General features: G+C 72.1%; 12 protein-coding genes. 5 read left to right on the forward strand and 7 right to left on the reverse strand.

The window, feature by feature from the left end; genetic code table 11:
- Window positions 1–62 precede the first annotated feature (62 nt).
- Window positions 63–1,043 (forward strand): NUDIX hydrolase, encoded by a 981-nt coding sequence (locus ACZ6EG_RS10425; protein WP_391970728.1) that lies wholly within the window; start codon window positions 63–65, stop codon window positions 1,041–1,043.
- On the forward strand, window positions 1,040–1,882 hold the full coding sequence (locus ACZ6EG_RS10430; protein ID WP_391970727.1) for an MBL fold metallo-hydrolase: 843 nt from the start codon (window positions 1,040–1,042) through the stop codon (window positions 1,880–1,882). The genes ACZ6EG_RS10425 and ACZ6EG_RS10430 overlap by 4 nt, the downstream gene beginning before the upstream one ends.
- 6 nt (window positions 1,883–1,888) lie before the next feature.
- Here ACZ6EG_RS10430 and ACZ6EG_RS10435 read toward each other — a convergent pair whose 3' ends face one another.
- Entirely contained in the window at window positions 1,889–2,563 is a 675-nt protein-coding gene (locus ACZ6EG_RS10435) for a Crp/Fnr family transcriptional regulator (protein ID WP_003975365.1), read from the reverse strand.
- Between the two features lie 396 nt (window positions 2,564–2,959).
- On the opposite strand from ACZ6EG_RS10435, the gene nth reads away from it, so the two are divergent.
- The 3 genes from nth to ACZ6EG_RS10450 are packed head-to-tail and all read left to right on the forward strand — an operon-like array spanning window position 2,960 to window position 6,124.
- The gene (gene nth, locus ACZ6EG_RS10440; protein WP_469603551.1) at window positions 2,960–4,066 is read left to right on the forward strand and encodes an endonuclease III; all 1,107 of its coding nucleotides are present in this window, start codon (window positions 2,960–2,962) and stop codon (window positions 4,064–4,066) included.
- 52 nt (window positions 4,067–4,118) lie between these two features.
- Window positions 4,119–4,877, forward strand: coding sequence for an NUDIX hydrolase (locus tag ACZ6EG_RS10445; RefSeq protein WP_469603340.1), 759 nt, complete (start codon window positions 4,119–4,121; stop codon window positions 4,875–4,877).
- A 47-nt stretch (window positions 4,878–4,924) separates the two neighbouring features.
- Window positions 4,925–6,124, forward strand: coding sequence for a MarP family serine protease (locus ACZ6EG_RS10450; RefSeq protein WP_361011872.1), 1,200 nt, complete (start codon window positions 4,925–4,927; stop codon window positions 6,122–6,124).
- A 75-nt stretch (window positions 6,125–6,199) separates the two neighbouring features.
- Here ACZ6EG_RS10450 and ACZ6EG_RS10455 read toward each other — a convergent pair whose 3' ends face one another.
- The 6 genes from ACZ6EG_RS10455 to ACZ6EG_RS10480 form a co-directional block, all read right to left on the reverse strand.
- Window positions 6,200–6,385 carry a hypothetical protein gene (locus ACZ6EG_RS10455; protein WP_356602224.1) on the reverse strand — a complete coding sequence of 62 codons (186 nt, stop codon included), beginning with the start codon at window positions 6,383–6,385 and terminating at the stop codon, window positions 6,200–6,202.
- Window positions 6,386–6,512: 127 nt separating this feature from the next.
- A complete protein-coding gene (locus ACZ6EG_RS10460; protein ID WP_391970725.1) occupies window positions 6,513–7,466 on the reverse strand; it encodes an alpha/beta fold hydrolase in 954 nt (317 codons plus the stop codon).
- The gene (locus tag ACZ6EG_RS10465; RefSeq protein ID WP_384690297.1) at window positions 7,463–7,951 is read right to left on the reverse strand and encodes a phage holin family protein; all 489 of its coding nucleotides are present in this window, start codon (window positions 7,949–7,951) and stop codon (window positions 7,463–7,465) included. The genes ACZ6EG_RS10460 and ACZ6EG_RS10465 overlap by 4 nt, the downstream gene beginning before the upstream one ends.
- A 136-nt stretch (window positions 7,952–8,087) precedes the next feature.
- Window positions 8,088–9,512 (reverse strand): Na+/H+ antiporter NhaA, encoded by a 1,425-nt coding sequence (gene nhaA / locus ACZ6EG_RS10470; RefSeq protein ID WP_469603345.1) that lies wholly within the window; start codon window positions 9,510–9,512, stop codon window positions 8,088–8,090.
- A 227-nt stretch (window positions 9,513–9,739) separates the two neighbouring features.
- Window positions 9,740–11,695, reverse strand: coding sequence for an acetate--CoA ligase (gene acs, locus ACZ6EG_RS10475; RefSeq protein WP_469603348.1), 1,956 nt, complete (start codon window positions 11,693–11,695; stop codon window positions 9,740–9,742).
- A gap of 240 nt (window positions 11,696–11,935) precedes the next feature.
- Complete coding sequence (locus ACZ6EG_RS10480; RefSeq protein ID WP_391970723.1) at window positions 11,936–14,464, reverse strand: bifunctional SulP family inorganic anion transporter/carbonic anhydrase; 2,529 nt, start codon at window positions 14,462–14,464, stop codon at window positions 11,936–11,938.
- Window positions 14,465–14,751 lie beyond the last annotated feature (287 nt).

Here is a 14,751-nt window from a genome sequence, read left to right on the forward strand (position 1 = left end):
GCGGGCCCCGTCCGACCCGGGGGCCACTCGAACATCCGCCCGTCACCGGATAGCCTCCGGCCATGGCGAATGGTCAGTGGTATCCCCCGGAGTGGCCGGACCGCATCCGCGCGCTGGCGGCCGGCACCCTCACGCCGGTCACGCCGAAGCGCGCGGCCACCGTCATGCTCCTGAAGGACACCGGGGCCGGCCCCGCCGTCCACATGCTGCGCCGGAGCACGTCCATGGCGTTCGCCGGGGGCGCGTACGCCTATCCGGGCGGCGGGGTCGACCCGCGCGACGACGACCGCGCCATCGGCTGGGCGGGCCCCACGCGCGCGTGGTGGGCGAACCGGCTCGGCGTCGACGAGGCGGCGGCCCAGGCGATCGTCTGCGCGGCCGTACGGGAGACGTACGAGGAGGCAGGCGTCCTGCTGGCCGGGCCCACCGGCGACGCGGTGGTCGGCGACACCACGGGCGCGGACTGGGAGGACGACCGGGCCGCCCTGGTCGCCCGTGAGCTGTCCTTCGCGGAGTTCCTGGACCGCCGGGGCCTCGTCCTGCGGTCCGACCTGCTGGGCGCCTGGGCGCGCTGGATCACCCCGGAGTTCGAGTCCCGGCGCTACGACACGTGGTTCTTCGTCGCCGTCCTCCCCGAGGGACAGCGCACCCGCAACGCCTCCACGGAGGCCGACCGCACGGTGTGGATCACCCCGGCGGAGGCGACCGCCGGGTACGACAAGGGCGAGCTGCTGATGATGCCGCCGACCGTCGCGACGCTGCGCGCGGTGTCGGCGTGCGGTACGGCGGCCGAGGCGCTCGCGTCGGCTCCGGGCCGCGACATGACGCCGGTACTGGCCGAGGCACGGCTGGCCGGTGACGAGATCGTGCTCTCCTGGCCGGGGCACGACGAGTTCACGAAGCACGTCTCGCCGACGGCGTCGCCCGCCGGCCCGAAGGTACCCGGCGGTCCGGCGGAGGCCGGGGGTCCGGAGGCCCCCGCCGTCCCCGGCCGCCCGGCACCGGCCACACCTTCCGACCCGACCGGGGGAGCCCCCGCATGACGGACGCAGCAGCACTGCCCGGCCAGCCGAGGGGCGGTGTCCTCTCGGGACCCGCCACCCCGCGCGCGGTCAACGTCCTGGCGCCCAACGCCTCCGCGATGACCCTGGACGGGACGAACACCTGGATCCTCGCCGAGCCCGACTCCGACCTGGCCGTCGTGGTCGACCCGGGCCCGCTGGACGACACCCACCTGCGGCACGTCGTCGACACGGCCGAGCGGGCGGGCAAGCGGGTCGCCCTCACCCTGCTGACGCACGGTCACCCGGACCACGCGGAGGGCGCCGCGCGCTTCGCCGAGCTGACGCGGACGAACGTACGGGCCCTGGACCCGGCGCTGCGGCTGGGCGAGGAGGGGCTGGCCGCCAGTGACGTGATCGAGGTCGGCGGCCTGGAGCTGAGGGTCGTACCGACCCCGGGGCACACGGCCGACTCGCTGTGCTTCCATCTCCCGGCCGACGGGGCGGTCCTGACGGGCGACACGGTCCTGGGCCGCGGTACGACGGTGGTGGCCCATCCCGACGGGCGTCTCGGCGACTACCTGGACTCACTGCGCAGGCTCAGGTCGCTCACCGCCGACGACGGGGTGCACACGGTGCTCCCGGGTCACGGCCCGGTCCTGGACGACGCCCAGGGCGCCGTCGAGTACTACCTCGCGCACCGCGCCCACCGCCTCGCCCAGGTCGAGACGGCAGTGGAGGACGGCCACCGGACGCCTGGCGAGGTCGTCGCCCGCGTGTACGCGGACGTCGACCGCTCACTGTGGCCGGCGGCGGAGCTGTCGGTGCGGGCGCAGCTGGAGTACCTGGGTGAGCACGGGCTCATCCAACTGCCCGACTGACGTCGGTCAGCGGGAGCGCTTGGCGAGCCGCTCCACGTCCAGCAGGATCACCGCGCGGGCCTCCAGCCGGAGCCAGCCGCGCTGGGCGAAGTCCGCCAGTGCCTTGTTGACCGTCTCGCGGGACGCGCCGACCAGCTGGGCCAGCTCCTCCTGCGTCAGGTCGTGCACGACGTGGATGCCCTCCTCGGACTGCACGCCGAAACGGCGGGACAGGTCCAGCAGGGCGCGCGCGACACGGCCGGGCACGTCCGAGAAGACGAGGTCGGACATGGCGTCGTTGGTCTTGCGCAGGCGGCGCGCGACGGCACGCAGCAGGGCGGTGGCGACCTCGGGACGGACGTTCAGCCAGGGCTGGAGGTCGCCGTGGCCGAGGGCGAGCAGCTTGACCTCGGTCAGCGCGGTGCCGGTCGCCGTGCGCGGACCCGGGTCGAAGAGCGACAGCTCACCGATCAGCTCGCTGGGGCCGACGACGGCCAGCATGTTCTCGCGCCCGTCGGGGGAGGTGCGGTGGAGCTTGACCTTGCCCTCCGTGACCACATAGAGGCGGTCTCCGGGGTCCCCCTCGTGGAACAGCGTGTCGCCGCGGGCGAGGGTCACCTCACTCATGGAGGCGCGGAGCTCCGCGGATTGCTCGTCGTCGAGCGCCGCGAAGAGCGGGTTGCGCCGCAGAACGTCGTCCACGAGTTCTCTCCTTGTCGACCGGCTCAGAGGATCTTGTTCCCCCGGTGTACCAGGGGTCCGTGGTGCCCATTTTGCCGGACAGTCCAAACAGTGTGATCTGTCACAAGGATGCCGCACTGGTGTCCTGGGGTACGCGGCAGGGGTCCAATTGGGCGCCGATCTTCGGGGTCCGGGGCGGATGTCGGTACCGGGCCGTAGGCTGGCCGGGTGTCCAAAACGCCGGTGAGAGCACAGGCCGAGGGGGCTGCGCGGGTGGGTGTACGTCGTGATTCCGCTGTGGGCGAACAGGGCCCCGATGGCGGTAGGGAAACGGCGAAAGCGACAAAGAGGGCGGCGCCTGCCAAGAGGGTGACCGCGGAGAAGGGTGCCGTGAAGAAGAACGCCGACAACGACCCGGTGCCCGCCGACGACACGCCGGCCTCCGCGCGGCGGGCGGCGCCCGGGAAGACCTCGACCGCCGCGAAGACCCCGGCCGCCGCGCGGAAGGCGACCCCCGCGAAGAAGGCCGCGACCGGGAAGACCGCGGGTACGGCGAAGACCGTGGGTACCGCGAAGAAGGCCGCCCCCGCGCAGACCGCAGCCCCCGCGAAGAAGGCCGCCCCCAAGAAGAAGGCGGCCCCCGTCAGGAGGCAGGCCCCCGCCAAGAAGCCCGACGTCGCCCCCAAGAAGGCCACCGCCGCCGTCAAGGGCGTCGCCCCGGCGAAGACCGTCGCCGCGAAGTCGCCGCGCGCGGAGTCCCGCACCGCCCTGGTCCGCCGGGCCCGCCGTATCGACCGCGAGCTCGCGGAGGTCTACCCGTACGCCCACCCGGAGCTGGACTTCGAGAACCCGTTCCAGCTCGTCGTGGCCACCGTGCTGTCCGCCCAGACCACCGACCTGCGCGTCAACCAGACGACGCCCGCCCTCTTCGCGAAGTACCCCACCCCCGAGGACCTGGCCGCCGCCGTCCCCGAGGAGGTCGAGGAGATCCTGCGTCCGACCGGCTTCTTCCGGGCCAAGACCAGGTCGGTCATAGGGCTCTCCAAGGCCCTGGCGGAGGACTTCGGCGGCGAGGTCCCCGGCCGCCTCGCGGACCTCGTCAGACTGCCCGGTGTCGGCCGCAAGACCGCCTTCGTCGTGCTGGGCAACGCCTTCGGCCGCCCGGGCATCACCGTGGACACCCACTTCCAGCGCCTGGTGCGCCGCTGGCAGTGGACCGACGAGACCGACCCGGACAAGATCGAGGCCGCGGTCGGCGCGCTCTTCCCCAAGAGCGACTGGACCGACCTCTCCCACCACGTCATCTGGCACGGCCGCCGGATCTGCCACGCCCGCAAGCCCGCCTGCGGCGCCTGCCCCATCGCCCCGCTCTGCCCGGCCTACGGAGAGGGCGAGACCGACCCGGAGAAGGCGACGAAGCTGCTGAAGTACGAGAAGGGCGGCTTCCCCGGCCAGCGACTGAACCCCCCGCAGGCCTACCTGGACGCGGGCGGCACCCCGGCGCCCCCGTTGGGGGCCGGGTGACGGAACGATGTCGGGGGCGTCGGGCGTTGGAGTCGGCAGGACGGGGGTGGAGATGACACGGGCGAGCGACACACAGGGCCACACTCGGAGTTCGATGCTCAGCGAGGAGGGCCTGCCCGGCTGGCTGGACCCGGTGGCGCGGGCCGCCGAGACGGTGCGGCCCCGGCAGCTGAGCCGTTTCCTGCCGCCGGAGGACGGCGCCGGCCGTCAGTCCGCCGTGCTGATCCTGTTCGGCGGGGGCGAGGGCCAAGGCGAGGGCGGGGGCGAGGGCGCCGCGCAGGACGGGCGCGGCGGGGCGGTCCGCGGGCCCGAGCTGCTGCTCATGGAGCGGGCGGGCACGCTGCGCTCCCACGCCGGCCAGCCGGCCTTCCCGGGCGGCGCGCTCGATCCCGAGGACGGTGATCCCCAGGGCGAGGGGCCGCTGCGGGCCGCCCTGCGCGAGGCCGAGGAGGAGACCGGCCTCGACCCGGCCGGCGTGCAGCTCTTCGGTGTCCTGCCGAGGCTGTACATCCCGGTGAGCGGCTTCGTCGTCACACCGGTCCTGGCCTGGTGGCGCGAGCCCTCCCCCGTCGGCGCCGTCGATCCGAACGAGACGGCGCGGGTCTTCACCGTCCCCGTGGCGGATCTCACGGACCCCGCCAACAGGGTCACCACCGTCCACCCCAGCGGCCACCGTGGCCCGGCATTCCTGGTCGAATCGACGCTCGTCTGGGGCTTCACCGCCGGTGTCATCGACCGGCTGCTGCACTTCGCGGGCTGGGAGCGGCCCTGGGACAGGGAGAAGCAGGTCCCGTTGGACTGGCGGTCATGACAGGGTGACTCGTGTGAGCGTAGGACGACGAGGCGGGGCCTGAATCGGTGAACGTGCTGGACATCCTGTTGCTGCTGGCCGCCGTCTGGTTCGCGATCGTCGGATACCGCCAGGGCTTCGTCGTCGGCATCCTGTCGGTGGTCGGTTTCCTCGGCGGCGGTCTCGTCGCCGTCTCCCTGTTGCCGGTCGTCTGGGACGCCCTGACGGACAACGCCGAGGTGAGCACGACCGCCGCCGTCGTCGCGGTCGTCGTGGTGATCGTCTGCGCCTCCGTCGGCCAGGCCCTGACCACCCACCTCGGCAACAAGCTGCGCCGCTACATCACCTGGTCCCCGGCCCGCGCCCTGGACGCCACCGGCGGCGCCCTGGTCAACGTCGTCGCGATGCTCCTGGTCGCCTGGCTGATCGGCTCCGCGCTCGCGCAGACGACGATGCCGACGATCGGCAAGGAGGTGCGGCAGTCGCAGGTGCTGCTGGGCGTGCAGGAGGCACTGCCCGAGCAGGCCGACACCTGGTTCGACGACTTCACCTCCGTCCTCGCGAGGAACGGCTTCCCGCAGGTCTTCAGCCCGTTCGCCAACGAGCCGATCACCGAGGTCCAGCCGCCCGACCCGGCCCTGGCGAACAGCCCGGTCGCCACCCGTGCCAAGCGCTCCATCGTCAAGGTCATGGGCACCGCCCCCGACTGCGGTAAGGTCCTGGAGGGCACCGGCTTCGTCTTCGCCGACCGCCGGGTCATGACCAACGCGCACGTGGTGGGCGGCGTCGACGAACCCACGGTGCAGATAGGCGGCGAGGGCAGGAAGTACGACGCGACGGTCGTCCTCTACGACTGGCGGCGCGACATCGCCGTACTGGACGTGCCGGAGCTGAGCGCGCCCGCCCTGCGGTTCACGGACGAGGACGCCGCCCGTGACGACGGGGCGATCGTCGCCGGCTTCCCGGAGAACGGGGCGTACGACGTCCGCGCGGCACGCGTGCGCGGGCGCATCACGGCCAGCGGTCCGGACATCTACCACCGCGACAGCGTCCGCCGCGACGTCTACTCGCTCTTCGCGACCGTCCGTCAGGGCAACTCGGGTGGCCCGCTGCTGACCCCCGAGGGCGAGGTCTACGGCGTGGTCTTCGCCAAGTCCCTGGACGACGCCGAGACCGGGTACGCGCTCACCGTGGACGAGATCCGCGAGGACATCGCCCAGGGCCGCACCGCCAACCAGCAGGTGGACAGCGACAGCTGCGCGCTCTAGAAGCCGGTCAGCCGTATGCCCGGCGCCGTGCGGTGGCCGGGCGCTCGGCCCGCGGGAGGGGACGCGGCCCGGTGCTCAGCCGCGTGGATGGCGAAGTCGTACGGAGACCCAGCGGGCCCGGCGGCGCAGGATGCGCGGAATGCCCACCCGCGGGTCCGCACCCGCCAGTTGCGGGGTGCCGCCTCGTCGGTGGGTGCTGCTCACGCCGCTCGTGGAGCGGCCGTCGCGTGCTACGTCACTGTAGTCGTGCGTCCAGCCCATACACCGACGTGTGCCCCCGCCCCAAGGTCGATAACCGTTCTCGGGGCGCCCAATTGGCCTATGCGCCGGGCAAGTGGCCGTTCATGCGACAAGCGTTCCCGTTCGGGTACCGGGCGCGTTCGTTCGGTCACCGATCGGGTTCGGGATCCTTCAGCCAATTGATCAGTTCGGTGGAGAAGGCGACCGGGTCCTCCTCGTGGGGGAAGTGCCCGAGCCCGTCGAACAGCCGCCAGCGGTAGGGCGCTTCGACGTACTGCCCGGACCCGGCGGCGCTCCGCGTCCGCATCACGGGGTCCAGCGACCCGTGCAGGTGCAGCGTCGGCACCCGCACCGGCCGCTTCATGCGGCGGTAGAACTGGATGCCGTCGGGACGCGCCAGGGAGCGCACCATCCAGCGGTACGGCTCGACGGAGCAGTGCGCCGTGGAGGGGATGCACATGGCGCGCCGGTAGGCGTCGATCGCGTCCTCGTCCAACGGGCGCGGTCCCGACCAGTCGTGGATCAGCCGCCCTACCAGCGCGCCGTCGTCGGCGGTGAGTTGACGCTCCGGGATCCAGGGGCGCTGGAAGCCCCAGATGTAGGAGCCCGCCCGGGTCTGCCGGACGTCCCCGAGCATGGCCGAGCGCCAGCGCCGGGGGTGCGGCATCGAGGAGACCGCGAGCCGCCGCACCAGCTTGGGCCGCATCGCGGCGGCCGTCCAGGCCAGGTAGCCGCCCAGGTCGTGCCCGACCAGCGCGGCGTCCGGCTCGCCGAGCGAGCGCACCACGCCGGTGATGTCCAGGGCGAGGCCCGCCGGGTCGTAGCCGCGCGGGGTGCGGTCGCTGCCGCCGACGCCGCGCAGGTCCATGGCGACGGCACGGAAGCCCGCGTCCGCCAGCGCCACCAGCTGGTGCCGCCAGGTCCACCAGAACTGCGGGAAGCCGTGCAGCAGCAGCACCAGCGGTCCGTCGCCCAGCTCCGCGATGTGGAAGCGGGCGCCGTTGGCGGCGACGTCCCGATGGATCACCTCGTGACCCCCGGGGATGCCGAGGCGTACGACCGAGGTGGGGTTCTGCGCCGGTGGAGTGGCGGGATCCGTCATGAGGACGAGCGTGCCACAGCCTCGATGGCTTCGGGGGACCGGTCCGCGGGCAGCTCCGGCCGCGGGTGCGGCTTGGCGTTCTGCAGGACGCCCGCCGACTGCTTCACGGACGCGGCGACCTTCTGCGGGCCCTTGCCCTTCTTGGCCTTCTTGGCGAAGACGATGCCGATCAGCGCGAGGGCGGCCGCGACCAGGACGTTCGCCGCGAAGGACAGCAGGAAGCAGACCGCCATGTTCCAGCCGCTCCAGGTCCGGATGCCGTAGGCGAGCGCGAAGCTCAGCATCGGCAGCGAGAACAGGAGGACCGCCCCGGCCGCCGAGAACGCGCCGCCGCTCGTCGCCCCGCGCTTGACGTCCTGCCTCAGCTGCGCCTTGGCCAGCGCGATCTCGTCGTGCACGAGCGCCGACAAGTCGGTGGTCGCCGAGGCGAACAGCTGGCCGATGCTGCGTTCGGTGCCGACCGGGCTGCCGTCGGGTGCGCTCATCGCGGTCTCCCTCTTCTGCTGACTCATCTGCGTACGTTCTGCCGGCTGTCTGCGGACGGTTTCCGTGGCCCGGCGCGCGCTGCCCGTCCACTGCGGCACGACCGCGTACGGTCCGTCTTTGTACCGTCTCGTCAGATCATGCCGGACCGCTGCCCTCATCGCCTGCCCCGCCCGGTACTTCGGCAAGCCGCGCCGACTCCATCTCCTCGGCGATCCGGCGGTGCTCGGCCGCCTTCCGCTCGTAGATCGCGGCCACGCGCAGGTGGTACGCGGGGTCGTCCTGCTCGTAGACGTCCGGCACGCCGCTGGCGTCCTCGTCGCGCTCCTCGGCCTCCGTCAGGCGCCGGTACCTGGCGTTCCGTACCTTCAGCAGCACCGTGGCCAGGAGCGCCGCGACGACGGAACCCGCCAGGACCGCCGCCTTGACCTCGGCGGTCAGTGCTGCGTCGCCCTCGAAGGCCAGCTCCCCGATGAGCAGGGAGACGGTGAACCCGATGCCGGCCAGGGTCGCCACCGCGAACACGTCGGCCCACGCGAGGTCGTCACTGAGCGAGGCCCTGGTGAAACGCGCCGTCAGCCAGGTGCCGCCGAAGATGCCGAGCGTCTTGCCGACCACGAGCCCGAGCACCACCCCGAGGGTCTCCGGCCGGGTGAACACGTCGGCCAGCGCACCGCCCGACAGCGAGACACCCGCGCTGAACAGCGCGAACAGCGGCACCGCCAGGCCCGCCGACAGGGGGCGTACGAGGTGCTCGATGTGCTCGCCGGGGGAGTGTCGCTCGCCCTCGCGGGTGTGGCAGCGCAGCATCAGGCCCATCGCGACGCCGGCGATGGTGGCGTGGACGCCGCTGTTGTACATCAGCGCCCAGATCACCAGGCCGACCGGGACGTACACGTACCAGCCGCGCACGCCCTTGCGCAGCAGCAGCCAGAAGACGGCGAGGCCGACGACCGCGCCGCCGAGCGCGGCGAAGTCGAGGTTCTCGGTGAAGAAGACGGCGATGATCAGGATCGCGAACAGGTCGTCGACGACGGCGAGCGTCAGCAGGAAGGCGCGCAGGGCGCTCGGCAGTGACGTGCCGATGACGGCGAGCACGGCGAGCGCGAAGGCGATGTCGGTGGCGGTGGGCACGGCCCAGCCGGCCAGGGAGCCGCCGCCGGCGGTGCTGGTGATCGTGTACACCACCGCGGGGACGACCATGCCGCACAGGGCCGCCACCACCGGCAGCGCGGCCGCCTTCGGGTCCTTCAGGTCACCGGCGACCAGCTCGCGCTTCAGCTCGATGCCGGCGACGAAGAAGAAGATCGCGAGCAGTCCGTCGGCGGCCCAGTGCGCGACCGACAGGTTCAGACCGAGGGCCTCGGGGCCGAAGTGGAAGTGGCTGACGCTCTCGTAGCTGTCCTGGAGCGCCGGTATGTTCGCCCAGGCCAGCGCGGCGACGGCCGCGACGAGCAGCAGGACACCGCCGACCGTCTCGGTGCGCAGCGCGTCGGTGACGTAGGTCCGCTCGGGGAGGGACAGCCGTCCGAAGGCCTTGTGGGGGGTGCGGGACGCGGTCACGGGATGGGTCTCCGGTCTGTGGGCAGCACTGGAACACTTGCCGACCAGACTTCCCGGCGCACCTTGAGGATCTCGTTGTTCTCTTACGTCTTCTTTAGCCTACCTAACCTGTGGCGAGCGTGCCGGGCGGCCTCCGTGACGGCGGGTTCAGGGGCTGGCGGGTACTGGGCTGCGCATGCGAAGGGCACCCGGCGGATCAGTCGCCGGGTGCCCTGGCAGCCGGTGGTTCAGTCCTCGCTGGGTGCCGCCGGGAGCTTCGTCTGGATGAGGTCCATGACGGTGGAGTCGGTCAGGGTGGTGACGTCCCCGAGCTGGCGGTTCTCCGCGACGTCGCGCAGGAGGCGGCGCATGATCTTGCCGGAGCGGGTCTTGGGCAGCTCGGCCACCGGGAGGACCCGCTTGGGCTTGGCGATCGGGCCGAGGGTGGCGCCGACGTGGTTGCGCAGGTCGGCGACGAGGTCCTCGGTCTCCGCGGCCGTGCCGCGCAGGATCACGAAGGCGACGATGGCCTGGCCGGTCGTCTCGTCCGCCGCGCCGACCACGGCCGCCTCGGCGACCGAGGGGTGGGAGACGAGGGCCGACTCGACCTCGGTGGTGGAGATGTTGTGGCCGGAGACCAGCATCACGTCGTCCACGCGGCCGAGCAGCCAGATGTCGCCGTCGTCGTCCTTCTTGGCGCCGTCCCCGGCGAAGTACTTGCCCTCGAAACGCGACCAGTACGTGTCGATGAACCGCTGGTCGTCGCCCCAGATGGTGCGCAGCATGGACGGCCACGGCTCGGTGAGGACCAGGTAGCCGCCCCCGCCGTTCGGCACCTCGTTGGCCTCGTCGTCGACGACGGTGGCGGAGATGCCGGGCAGCGCGCGCTGGGCGGAGCCGGGTTTGGCCTCGGTGACGCCCGGCAGCGGCGTGATCATCATCGCGCCGGTCTCGGTCTGCCACCAGGTGTCGACGACCGGGGTGGCGTCCGCGCCGATGTTCCTGCGGTACCAGATCCACGCCTCGGGGTTGATCGGCTCACCGACCGAGCCGAGGACCCGAAGCGAGGACAGGTCGAACTTCGCGGGGATGTCGTCGCCCCACTTCATGAACGTGCGGATCGCGGTGGGCGCCGTGTAGAGGATCGTCACGCCGTACTTCTGGACGATCTCCCAGAAGCGGCCCTGGTGCGGGGTGTCGGGGGTGCCCTCGTACATGACCTGCGTCGCGCCGTTGGCGAGCGGCCCGTAGACGATGTAGGAGTGCCCGGTGACCCAGCCGACGTCGGCGGTGCACCAGTAGACGTCGGTCTCCGGCTTGAGGTCGAAGACGGCCCAGTGCGTGTACGCCGCCTGCGTGAGGTAGCCGCCGGAGGTGTGCAGGATGCCCTTGGGCTTGCCCGTGGTGCCGGAGGTGTAGAGGATGAACAACGGGTTCTCGGCGTCGAACGCCTCGGGCGTGTGCTCCGCGGACTGGCGGTCGACGGTCTCGTGCCACCACTTGTCGCGCGCGTCGTCCCAGGCGACGTCCTGGCCGGTGCGGCGCACGACGAGGACGTGCTCGACGGTGCCGGCGCGCTCGACGGCCTCGTCGACGGCGGGCTTGAGCGCGGACGGCTTGCCGCGCCGGTAGCCGCCGTCGGAGGTGATGACGACGCGGGCGTCGGCGTCCTGGATGCGGGTCGCGAGCGCGTCCGCGGAGAAGCCGCCGAAGACCACCGAGTGGGCGGCGCCGATCCGCGCGCAGGCCAGCATCGCGATCGCCGTCTCCGGGATCATCGGCATGTAGACGGCGACCCGGTCGCCCTTGCGGACGCCCAGCTCCAGCAGGGCGTTGGCGGCCTTGGAGACCTCGTCCTTCAACTCGGCGTAGGTGACGGCGCGGCTGTCGCCGGGCTCGCCCTCGAAGTGGATGGCCACACGGTCGCCGTGACCGGCCTCCACGTGCCGGTCGACGCAGTTGTACGCGACGTTGAGCCGGCCGTCCTGGAACCACTTGGCGAACGGCGGGTTCGACCAGTCCAGCGTCTCGGTCGGCTCCTGCGCCCAGGTCAGCCGGCGGGCCTGCTCGGCCCAGAAGCCGAGCCTGTCAGCCTTGGCCTGTTCGTACGCCTCAGCCGTGACGTTGGCGTTCGCGGCCAGGTCAGCGGGCGGCGCGAAGCGTCGCTCCTCCTTCAAGAGGTTGGCCAGGCTTTCGTTGCTCACGACATCTCCCGTTCGCAGGGTTGTCCGTTGTGTCCCAGGCCACACCTCATCAGACCCGGGGGGCCGATGACAAGGGTCGACGGGCAATTGGTTTAGACCTGTCTGGTGATCACCCGTCTTCGTGACCAGTGGTCATTCGTACCCACGGATGCCGACGGCGCGGGGTTCAGCGTCTGTAACGACGCTCACACTCCCGCGCCTCGGCGGCCCGTGCCCACAAGGCGGCCAGGACGGCACTCGTCAGGCGGTCAGGTCGGTCTCCAGCACCCGCTCGAACACGCCGTTCCCGGCCTCCTCGGCGAGCAGATACGCCTGGGCCTCGCCCACGTGGAAGTACATGCCGTGCAGTTCCAGGTCTCCCGCGCCCAGCGCCCGGGCGACCGTGTCGTGGGCACGCAGGTGCTCCAACTGCTGGACCACGTTGGCCAGGCAGAGCTGCTCGGCCGCGTCGGCGGGACGGCGGCCGGCCAGCCGGGGCCGGGCGTCCTCGTCCTCGGGGATGCGCTCCAGGCTCGGCAGCCCGTGCCGCAGCCACCGCTTGAGCGGGGTCTGCGCGCCTCCCGGCTCGGCGCTGAGCAGCGCCTGCATGGCCCCGCACCCGGAGTGCCCGCACACCGTGATGGACCGCACCTTCAGCACGTCCACCGCGTACTCGATCGCGGCGGCCACCGAGTCGTCGCCGCTCTCCACACCGGGCATCGGCACGAGGTTGCCCACATTGCGCACGACGAAGAGGTCGCCGGGGCCACTGGAGGTGATCATCGAGGTGACCACCCGTGAGTCGGCGCAGGTCAGGAAGAGCTGGGAGGGCTGCTGCCCCTCACGGGCCAGTCGGGCCAGCTCCGGGCGCATCAAGGGGGCGGTGTTCCGCTGGAAGGCGCTGATGCCACGGGCCAGTTCGCGTCCGCTGGGGCCGCTCGGGCCACTGGGTCTGCCGGATCCGTCGGGCCTGGCGGGTGCCTCGGGTCGGCCGTCCGGTCCACCCGGGGCATCGGAACCGATCGGTCCACCGGGGCCGTTCGGGCCGTTCGGTCCACTCACCCCGTTCGGTCTGTTCAGTCCATCCGGTCCGCTCGCCGGGTTGGTGGTGCCGGTGGTGCCGGCGGCGGTGCCCTGTCGGCCGGAGCCGTCGGGCGACGTCACCCGCTGGGGGCGCTCGCACTGGTGGTTGCGCCAGGGTGTCCAGGGGCGGCAACGGCAGCCCTCGGCATCGGCCGGTTCGGAGATGCGGGTGCCGGGCCGACGGCCGGTGATGTCGACCGTTCCCCCCTGGGCGGTGTGCGTCTTCTGCCAGTCCTGCAAGGTCTCGAACGCCGCGTGGTCCATGAAGGAACCGTCCAGCTCCACCACGGCACTCGCCCCGTGGGGCACCTGGTGCAGAACGCGGGTGAGCCGAGGCACCGCGAGGAACGTCAACTGGCCCCGGACGTGTACGTGGTGGACGCCCTCCGTCTCGTCGTGTGTGATCCGTGTGCGGGTCAGGCGGTGCAGGGCGACACCGACGGCCACGGCGATGCCCAGCGCGACACCCTCCAGGACGCCGAGGAACACCACGCCGCCGGTGGTGACGGCGTAGACCAGCACCTCACGGTGGCGCGTCACCGTGCGGATGTGGTTCAGCGACACCATCTTGAGGCCGACGGCCATGACCAGGGAGGCGAGCGCGGCGAGCGGGATGAGCTCAAGGGCCGGGACCATCAGCAGTGTGGCGATCACTACGAGAACGCCGTGCAGCATCGTGGAGTTCCGGCTGACGGCACCCGCCGCCACGTTCGCAGAACTCCGTACGGCCACACCGGCGATGGGCAGCCCGCCGAGTGACCCGGAGACGATGTTGGCGGCGCCCTGCCCGAGCAGCTCCCGGTCGAGGTCGGAGCGCTTGACGCGGCCGGTCAGGCCCGGTCGGGCGGCGGCCAGCTTGTCCACGGCGACCGCGCCGAGCAGGGACTGCACACTGCACACCAGCGTGGTGGTGAGGACGGCGGCCAGCAGGCCAAGCACCGGCCCCTCGGGCAGCGTGGCCAGCGCGTGGCTGCTCCAGGACGGCAGGTCGACCTTGGGCAGGCGCAGCCCCGCGAAGGCCGCGACCGCGGTGGCCCCCGCGACGGCGATCAGGGCGGCGGGGAGTCTGCCCAGGAGCCGCCCGGCGCGGCCGGGCACCCGCGGCCAGAGCAGCAGCAGGCTCAGCGTCAGTGCGCTCACCGCGACGTCGGCGGGGCGCAGGTTCGCCAACTGGGCGGGCAGGGCGACCAGGTTGGCGGGGACGGAGCTCTGCGGGGTGCCGCCGAGGACGATGTGCAACTGGGCGACGGCGATGGTGACGCCGATGCCGGCGAGCATGCCGTGCACGATGGCGGGGCTGACGGCCAGCGCGGAGCGAGCCACGCGCAGGCAGCCGAGACCGAGCTGGGCGAGCCCGGCGAGCACCGTGATGGCGCAGGTCGTACGCCATCCGTAGCGCTGGATGAGGTCGGCGGTGACCACGGTGAGGCCGGCGGCGGGGCCGCTGACCTGCAAGGGGCATCCGCCGAGCCACCCGGCGACGATCCCGCCCACCGCGGCCGCGACGAGGCCGGCCTGGAGGGGGGCGCCGGTGGCGAGGGCGATGCCCAGGGAGAGGGGCAGGGCGATCAGGAAGACCGCGATCGAGGCCGACAGGTCGGCGCCCGCGACGCGAAAGCGCCGGGGTCCGCCGGGCGGCGGGCTGTGCGGTGGGTGGACGTGTTCGGTCCGGGGTGAATCGGCTCGGGCGGGGACGCAGGCTGACATGTTTCCCGTCTCCTCCGGGGCTGCGCGGTCGCGGTCATGGACGGTCCCCCGCGGACGGGGGCGGGTCGCGGCCGTTTGTCACGGCGTACAGCGGCGGGATGCCGGGCGCTCGGTGAGTACTCGGCGGGTATCGATGAGCACCTGGTGATAGCGCTCAGTAAACAGATCGTAATTCAGAGTAAAGAGGAGGCATAGACTTTTCGCGCAAATGGAGTATTCGGCCGCTCTACCGGGTGAATCGCGCATTTCATCGGCTTGTCGTATTAATTCCTTCTCGGTCTCGTGCC

This window comes from Streptomyces sp. NPDC041968 (genome assembly GCF_055589025.1).

Bases quoted from the DNA above. Each gene is read 5' to 3' on its own strand.
- ACZ6EG_RS10425 (WP_391970728.1), top strand. From the start codon at position 63: ATGGCGAATGGTCAGTGGTATCCCCCGGAGTGGCCGGACCGCATCCGC.
- ACZ6EG_RS10430 (WP_391970727.1), top strand. From the start codon at position 1,040: ATGACGGACGCAGCAGCACTGCCCGGCCAGCCGAGGGGCGGTGTCCTC.
- ACZ6EG_RS10445 (WP_469603340.1), top strand. From the start codon at position 4,119: ATGACACGGGCGAGCGACACACAGGGCCACACTCGGAGTTCGATGCTC.
- ACZ6EG_RS10455 (WP_356602224.1), bottom strand. From the start codon at position 6,385: ATGGGCTGGACGCACGACTACAGTGACGTAGCACGCGACGGCCGCTCC.
- ACZ6EG_RS10460 (WP_391970725.1), bottom strand. From the start codon at position 7,466: ATGACGGATCCCGCCACTCCACCGGCGCAGAACCCCACCTCGGTCGTA.
- ACZ6EG_RS10465 (WP_384690297.1), bottom strand. From the start codon at position 7,951: ATGAGCGCACCCGACGGCAGCCCGGTCGGCACCGAACGCAGCATCGGC.
- ACZ6EG_RS10480 (WP_391970723.1), bottom strand. From the start codon at position 14,464: ATGTCAGCCTGCGTCCCCGCCCGAGCCGATTCACCCCGGACCGAACAC.